Origin of the sequence: uncultured Halopseudomonas sp. (assembly GCF_963977355.1) — a bacterium.
Taxonomy (GTDB): domain Bacteria; phylum Pseudomonadota; class Gammaproteobacteria; order Pseudomonadales; family Pseudomonadaceae; genus Halopseudomonas.
The window spans coordinates 39431-46650 of record NZ_CAXBOV010000030.1 but is presented as its reverse complement, the minus strand read 5'-3'; the positions used below and the strand labels follow the sequence as shown (position 1 = coordinate 46650).

At 52.8% G+C, this 7220-nt stretch carries 8 protein-coding genes; 7 read left to right on the top strand and 1 reads right to left on the bottom strand.

Annotation, left to right across the window (positions count from 1 at the left end; genetic code table 11):
- Both AAC076_RS15190 and AAC076_RS15185 read left to right on the top strand, forming a co-directional pair.
- On the top strand, positions 1–689 hold a 689-nt coding region (locus tag AAC076_RS15190), incomplete at its 5' end, for an inositol monophosphatase family protein (protein WP_339847264.1).
- Between the two features lie 498 nt (positions 690–1187).
- Complete coding sequence (locus tag AAC076_RS15185; protein ID WP_339847262.1) at positions 1188–1568, top strand: hypothetical protein; 381 nt, start codon at positions 1188–1190, stop codon at positions 1566–1568.
- 99 nt (positions 1569–1667) lie between these two features.
- Here AAC076_RS15185 and AAC076_RS15180 read toward each other — a convergent pair whose 3' ends face one another.
- Positions 1668–1925 (bottom strand): helix-turn-helix transcriptional regulator, encoded by a 258-nt coding sequence (locus tag AAC076_RS15180; RefSeq protein ID WP_182249991.1) that lies wholly within the window; start codon positions 1923–1925, stop codon positions 1668–1670.
- Between the two features lie 890 nt (positions 1926–2815).
- Here AAC076_RS15180 and AAC076_RS15175 point away from each other — a divergent pair.
- The 5 genes from AAC076_RS15175 to AAC076_RS15155 all read left to right on the top strand — a co-directional run bounded on the left by AAC076_RS15175 (position 2816) and on the right by AAC076_RS15155 (position 7188).
- A complete protein-coding gene (locus AAC076_RS15175; RefSeq protein WP_339847260.1) occupies positions 2816–3685 on the top strand; it encodes a site-specific integrase in 870 nt (289 codons plus the stop codon).
- 21 nt (positions 3686–3706) lie between these two features.
- A complete protein-coding gene (locus AAC076_RS15170; protein WP_339847258.1) occupies positions 3707–5017 on the top strand; it encodes a hypothetical protein in 1311 nt (436 codons plus the stop codon).
- A gap of 343 nt (positions 5018–5360) precedes the next feature.
- Positions 5361–6086, top strand: a complete 726-nt coding sequence (locus AAC076_RS15165) for a cation diffusion facilitator family transporter (protein WP_335605068.1) — start codon at positions 5361–5363, stop codon at positions 6084–6086.
- The gene (locus tag AAC076_RS15160; protein ID WP_339847254.1) at positions 6083–6514 is read left to right on the top strand and encodes a disulfide bond formation protein B; all 432 of its coding nucleotides are present in this window, start codon (positions 6083–6085) and stop codon (positions 6512–6514) included. The genes AAC076_RS15165 and AAC076_RS15160 overlap by 4 nt, the downstream gene beginning before the upstream one ends.
- Positions 6511–7188, top strand: a complete 678-nt coding sequence (locus AAC076_RS15155) for a thioredoxin domain-containing protein (protein WP_339847252.1) — start codon at positions 6511–6513, stop codon at positions 7186–7188. The genes AAC076_RS15160 and AAC076_RS15155 overlap by 4 nt, the downstream gene beginning before the upstream one ends.
- The last annotated feature ends 32 nt before the right edge of the window (positions 7189–7220 follow it).

Genomic DNA, 7220 nt, shown 5'->3' with positions numbered 1-7220 from the left:
TTTGGCACATTGTGCCTCTTTTCAAGAGTGTCCGCAGTAACGGGGTAGAACCCAACTGCGACTTTTGGGGGGAGGAGACTGGGTCGCAGCTTAATGGTGCGGAGCATTGTTGGGTGGTTGACCCGAACGATGGAACGGCCGATTTTTTAAGCGGATTTAAGGGTTCGTCGGTTTCCGTGGGTCTGCTTTTCAAGAGCAAACCGGTGCTAGGAGTGGTATATGCACCCGTGACCGAGGATCGCGGCTCGGATTGCATCGCCTGGGCGCTGGGGATGGACTACATCTACCGCAACGGCCTGATGCTGAAGCGTTCGCTTTGCGACATTGAGCTGCAGCGCAGCGCGAGCGTGTTGGTCAGCAACGGAGCTCGGAAGAAACTGGGATTAAACGCGCAACTCTGCGCGCCCGCGACACCTGTGCCTACTACTAGCATCGCTTACAGGTTGGCTGCGGCAGCTGCGGGGGACGCGGTTGCGGCTATTTCCCTCGTCCCCACGTCAGCCCATGACGTCGTGGCGGGACACGCCATCCTTCTCGGTGCCGGCGGCGTATTGGTAGACGAAACGGGCGAAGCCATCGGTTACGACTCGACAGAGAAGCTCAAAACTACTTCCAAGCGCTGCTTCGGGGGCGCACCAGCTGCCTGCCGCGACCTTGTGACGCGAGACTGGGATATCGTCTTTCGCTAGCGGAGGATTCGCTAAAGCCTTATCGTCCGGCCTTACGCGCTCAAAAAGTTCGGCTATCAACCTGGGGGCGCAGTATCAATATCGAGCACGTCGATGCCTACGTCGGTATTTTGATGGCAAGGCTGAAAGCCTCAAATTCCTATCTGTCCAAGCTTCTGGTTTCAGCGCTCAATCAGGGGCATGTCCGTAATTGTCCAGCGACAAGTCTGTACTTTTGGTATGGGGTTAGCTTGCGCATTTGAAATATTTCTTCTGGTATACTCAGTATAATAAGTCATTGAAAAACAAGATAAATAAATATTGACTCGGCAATTCGTGACCTCTACCATCAAAACTGTCGTGGATGCTGGGGCGGTGAATAAAAACGCTTTCACCACCCCTCGACCATATAGCAACCTTCCACGAGCGGTATTTATGCAAGAAAACAGTTCACACCAGAATAAATTCAGCCCGTTGCTAATCCTAGTCCACCCCGGGTCGCTATGTGGTTCGGCGGACATGAATCTTTCCGACGAAGCAGATGCTGCCAGGGAAGCTGTAATAGACGAATTAAACGGCTGGTCGGGCAATATACTGGTACTCGACGGCTGGTTGAGTGACGAGCTAGGATTTTACCCTCTCCTCGATAGGGCCATTAAGGATGCGATTTCAAGATCGCCGATGCTTGCCGACAGGCTAGAAGCTGACGATCCAGAGCACACAGAGATCGCCCTTAGTCATCTCGCAGAGCTTGGTGTTCCTTTGTCCACGGCTATCTCCTTAACGGGCGCCTGGTATGAACCAGATTACAATTCAGGTTGCGTGCTTGCCACACAGCAGGGTCTCCTCGAAGCTGGCTACACAAACGTTACCGTTATGCAAAGCGCTGCAGTGCTGTGAGAGGCGAGTGCTAGCGCTCATATTAGGAACAACCGGTGTAGGTCCGATTCGCTGGCTCTGATCATTGTGGTCTACGACCTTGGAGGCTCCGGGCCACCTTCACTGTTGCCGCGATTCCGCTACTAACTGCTCGTACCGTGTAACGAAGTCGATAAGGCTTAACCCCAGCACCTCACATATATCCCTAAGTTGGATCAGATCGAGTCTGCGTGAACCGCGTTCTATGTCGCTTACAAACGATTGTGGGCGGTCAAGCGCCTTCGCAAAATCGGCCTGTGTTAAGCCTGCTTCTGTTCGGTATTCCTTGAGCAGCTTGAGCAGAATTGTTGTTTCAGGACGATAAAGAGATTTCGACACAAGCGCCTCTGGTAAGTGTTGACAAGGCGCTAAGGTATTACTAATATGCGAATATCGGTTTTTGGGATATTCAGATAGGAGTGCTTGCTTTGCAATGGCCAGAGCTTAAAGGTTTCATCCAACTCGTTACCTCGTCCAAAGGGATGGTTTATTTTGACGCGCTCGAGGCATGCAAGTTTTACAAGATTGATATGTCGGACTATCAGGTAATCCTTGACCGTTGGAGGACATTTCTCAAATACATGCCATTTGACTCAGAGCATCAGGTTTTGGAAGGAAGTCTTTGGATACCCATTGTATGCATAGTGTCTTTTCTAGAAGACTTTGGTTGGGAGCGCGATCAAGTCGGACAAGGTGGCTTGCCTCACGTGACCAACAAGCGAAAGGAAGGGTTGGTGCGCGCAATGCTAGAAAGCCAATTCGCTGAGGCCAAGTACGCTTTGGCAGAAGACCGATCGGCATGGTCGAGCCAGCTATGGTCTTAAGCCAGGTACGGCTGCCTGCTTAATGGGTCGCTAAATTCGACGGGTGCGAAGCGCTTGTCGGCATGCGTTTGATGGCAAACATACAAGCCGTACTCGATTCATCGAGTACGGCTCGACGTTACCCATACTTGACCGTCAAGTATGGGGGCGTTGAGGATATTCGCCCAGAAACGAGCAAGACTTCGAACGCAGGTGAGAGGTCTTCAGTTTCTGGGCGAATGTCCTCAATGCACCTTCGCGAAGCGGCTAATATTTTGCCATCAAAACATGATGTTTTTCTATGCTATGCATGGCTAACCGATTTATATAACCAAGGATGGCTGGCTGTAAACTTGTTCTGCACCGAACAGATGCTCATTATATACATACCGGCTGAGCGCCATAATAATAAGAAATCGGTGCGTTATGAACGATCAAACAAAAAAGCAATATATTGCGATTGCTACACACTTTTATAGGCATCATATGGACGGTGCTGCTTTGAGTGTTTCAAGTATCAAGCAAGCTCTGGTATCTACCGCTGTAAATTTTCAGCCCGCATATTTCAGAAGGTTGAAAAATGCCATCGCCTTCGATCTGGAGAACAAGGGTCATATTAAAGCGGCTACAAAAATCAAGGCGGTAGTGAACCCGGTTACTATGCCCGGCAGCACGCTAGTCAAGAAAGCGAAGCCAAAGAGGGCTAAATCATTCGCTGACGACGACCTCGTCGCCCTGGCTAAACATCTTGGGGAAGCTGAATTCCTGCCAGCCTTTGCCGCTGTCTGCCTGATAAGCAAGACAGGAGTGAGGCCCGCAGAGCTTCGTGATATGCACCTTGATGGAAATCAACTCTTCATTCGCGGTGCAAAAAAGACTAATGGGACGCGGGGTGCTGACAGGTTGTTGACTATCACTGATGAAACTGTGAGAGGGATAGTAGCAACATGCATAGAAATCCTTCGAATAAATACTTGGACGACTGATGCCATCAGGCATCGAATACGAATGGAAGGCCAAAAAATTTGGCCGCGAAAGAAAATTATTCCAAGCATGTATTCGATACGGCATCAAGTCGGTGCAAACTTGAAAGCCTCATCGTTCGATTTAAAGACAATCGCATACATAATGGGTCACCAGTCTACCAACTCAGTTAGGCGCTATGGTGACAAGCGGCAGGGAAACCCAAAGGCGATAAAGATCGAGCCAGCACCGGTAGCTGACTTGAGGGCGGTGCGTGACAAAATTAAGCCACATAACAAAAAGATGCTCGATAGCAATGTGCTTAAGAGTTAGTGATAGCAGAAGGAATCAGGAATGGCAGTTAGGCTAGAATTTTTGACCCAGGACCCTGAGGAGATCGAGCTAGCGAAGCGGTACTGGGCTATGGACGGTGAGGGCGCTTACATCGAAAAAGTAAGTGACCTGGTTCCGTTTCGTAAACTGACCCAGTCAAGCTTTGTTAGTAGCCATGTGCGCCAGTGGTGCCTCGCTTATGATGAGAATCAGCGATGCTGCCTTTGCAACGGAGCCGTCTTGGTAACCAAGCGCCATGAGCCGAGAAAGGCCTTTCAGCTTTCTAGCCGTCCTTGCGCAGCGTGTACCGAGAGTATAAAACAAGATGAGCTGCGGATGAGGCAAGCGGAAGAGGCGGAGCTTCAGTGCATGCTGGAAAAGCGCAGTCATGAGATGGCTTCTCGGACTATTTCATACGAGTCACTGCCAGATGACGTCTGTGTTTTGCTGCTGGCAATCGATGTTCTTATAGGATCACGTCTCGCCAACGGTACCTTCAAGGAGAATGAGTGCGATGCGCTCGCTCCAGTTGATTCCGGCTGTTTCTTCAGGCGGCTGTGCGAGGACAAAATTATCTTGGATTCGCCCTGCACGTCTAGGCCAGGTACTTACTTTCTAGAAGATGGTGAGCTCATGATTCGCCGGAATCAAGCAGAGTATTTCCTTGTTGCCGACGAAAAGTTTGGGCGCGGCGACAAAGCCATCAGAACCATCGCAGAGCGTGAATTCACCGACGCGAAGGCTTTGTTCGAGCTCTGGCTGGATTATGCCGAAAACGACGTCGTTCGTTATTTACTAGATCAATGTGACACCTATCGTCTCATACTCGAATCTGAAGACCTCGAGAAAATCAGAGGGGTAGTCAGGCAAGGGCTTCACACCTACAGCGTTTCACAACTGTGGTTTGTGGTTTGGGTTGTGGTAAGGGCCGCGGCAAGCTACGCAAATCACAGGTTTTCCAACCGCACTAAAGCTGCTGCGACAATCCCTAGAAAGATCAGAGAACAGATCGGGAGGGCGGTCCAGGAAGGTGGGATCGGCAGAAGTTGGGATCGTCCAGATGGTCATCTTGCAGGCTCTCTTGGGAAAGCCTTTTCGAATCTCTTCGAGATCGATGAAAAAACCGATGGTAGGCAGGTTTTTCAGAGACTTGCTCTGTTGAACCCTCAATCGGGCATAGAGCGGGACGACGAGCTTGAATCATTGGCAGCGTCGTTCATGGAGCGCGCGTTGCATGACCAAAATGCAGGGGCAGCTATGGCTGGCTTCGCTGAGGCGATCCATGCCGGATGTGACACCAAAGCCGCGCTCGAAGGACTCGTAGTGAACTAGCGGACGATCAGTGAACAAGCCTATCCAGTCCATCATTTACGATCGAACTAGAGGCTAGCTTTGTTGGCCATTGCGACCGCTGGAAAAGCAATTTGTGAGGTCGCCGGAGATGGCAGCGGGGGTCGGGTTGTGGAGCTGCCCCCAGGGGGGCTCGCAAAAAAGGGTGTTGGACCAGGTGACGAACTGAATTTAGACGTAATGGATGGAACAATTATCCTTATCAATTCAATGATGGTCTAGCACCTGCCAAGGCAGAGGAAAAACTTTATCCACTGTCCGGAATCAGTTGACCACTGCAATATAACCCTTAGTATTCCTGCTTTCGCGTTTAGTGGGGGCTGTCATGGATAGCTGCTGTGAGAACAAGGCCGGGGAACTGGCGCAACTGAGGGCCAGCCAGAGCCGCGTGCTGTATGTGGTGCTGGCCATCAATGCGGTGATGTTTTGTGTCGAGTTCACTGCAGGCTGGATCGCAAGCTCAACCGCATTGCTGGGCGATTCGCTGGATATGTTCGGCGATGCCGCAGTATATGCGCTGACGCTCTTCGTACTGGACAAGAGTCGCCGCGCCCGTGCCGGCGCTGCGCTGTTCAAGGGCGGCTTCATGCTGTTGTTCGGTGTGGTGGTGATTGCCGATGCAATACGCAAACTGGTGCTTCAGGAAGTGCCCGCCGCGGACTTGATGGGCATAGTGGGTACTCTTGCCTTGCTGGCAAACGGCGTCTGTTTCGCGATGCTCTATAGCCATCGTGCCGACGACCTGAACATGCGCTCGACCTGGCTCTGCTCCAGAAATGATCTGATCGCCAACAGCAGTGTGATTCTTGCCGCCGGAATGGTCGCCGTTACCGGTACTCTCTGGCCAGACGTTATCGTCGGCGTCGCCATCGCCCTGCTCTTTCTGCAATCCGCCTGGCAGGTCATCCGCGAAGGGCTTGTGGAGTGGCGCGCGGGTGATTCCGAAGCTGCCGTTACCCCAGCCAGCGACGATTCCGATAGACCTGTCGATAGCTGTTGCTCTTCGTCGCAGAGCAGCTGCTCCAGTGAACGCGGAGCAGATTCTCGATGATGGCCAACCGAGTTGCTCCCTGGTTGTTATTGTTCGCAGCCTGGCTGCTGGCAGCGGTGTCTTCGCTTTCAGCTATATACATCGGCGAGGTTCTTGGTCAGGCGCCTTGCGTGCTGTGCTGGTTTCAGCGCGCCTTCATGTTTCCGTTGACGGTGATTCTGGCAATAGCCTGCTTCCACTCAGACTTCAAAGTGTGGCGCTATGCCTTGCCGCTTGCGGCGATCGGTGCGCTATTCGCTTTGGCGCACTCGCTGCTTTATGTCGGGCTGATTCCCCAGCCCATTCAGCCCTGCACGGCCACGGGCCCATCCTGCTCGGGCGCCGGAATGACCATTTTCGGCGGGTTGCCGCTTCCATTCCTCGCGCTGGGCATTTTCGCTGCCATCATCGTTCTGCTTTTGCTTATTCGTCGGAGAACTCACCAATGAATCGTCGTTTCATCGTCGTTGCGGTATGTGTCCTTCTTGTCGCAGGCTTCGGGGCCGCGGTCTTTTTCACGCCACAGCCTCAGCAGCCGCAACAAACTGCCCCCGCTGTCGAAGCGTCTGATGCCACCACCGGGGCCGTGGAGAACCAGCAGGCATTGGTTCGCTTCCACTCGCCCACCTTCGGACCTGCCGATGCGCCCGTGACCATCGTCGAGTTTTTCGACCCCTCCTGCGAGGCTTGCCGCGCCTTCTACCCCGTCGTCAAACAGATTATGGCCAAGTACCCGGACCAGGTGCGCCTGGTCTTGCGATACACGTTGTTTCACCAAGGCTCCGAGGAAGTTTCCAGGCTCCTGGAGGCTGCTCGCCTGCAGAACATCTACGAGCCGGTACTTGAAGCAGTATTGGAAGCACAGCCCGCTTGGCATGACGACCCGCAGGTGACCAAAGCCTGGGAGGCCGCCGAAGCAGCCGGTCTGGATATAGCTAAAGCCCGCGAGGACATGCACTCGGCGAGGATAGACGGCATTCTTGAGAAAGACATGCAGGACGTAGAAGCCGTAGGAATTCGTGGTACGCCCACTTTCTTCGTGAATGGCCGCCAACTGACCCAGTTCGGGCCCGAACCCCTACTGCGGCTTGTTGAGGAATCGTTGCCGAAGGCGCAAAACTAGATCGTCAAAAGTCGGAGAGCCTGCGCGATGGC

Coding starts and splice junctions, on each gene's coding strand:
- AAC076_RS15160 (WP_339847254.1), top strand. CDS start 6,083: ATGATGGCCAACCGAGTTGCTCCCTGGTTGTTATTGTTCGCAGCCTGG.
- AAC076_RS15185 (WP_339847262.1), top strand. CDS start 1,188: ATGAATCTTTCCGACGAAGCAGATGCTGCCAGGGAAGCTGTAATAGAC.
- AAC076_RS15165 (WP_335605068.1), top strand. CDS start 5,361: ATGGATAGCTGCTGTGAGAACAAGGCCGGGGAACTGGCGCAACTGAGG.
- AAC076_RS15170 (WP_339847258.1), top strand. CDS start 3,707: ATGGCAGTTAGGCTAGAATTTTTGACCCAGGACCCTGAGGAGATCGAG.
- AAC076_RS15175 (WP_339847260.1), top strand. CDS start 2,816: ATGAACGATCAAACAAAAAAGCAATATATTGCGATTGCTACACACTTT.
- AAC076_RS15155 (WP_339847252.1), top strand. CDS start 6,511: ATGAATCGTCGTTTCATCGTCGTTGCGGTATGTGTCCTTCTTGTCGCA.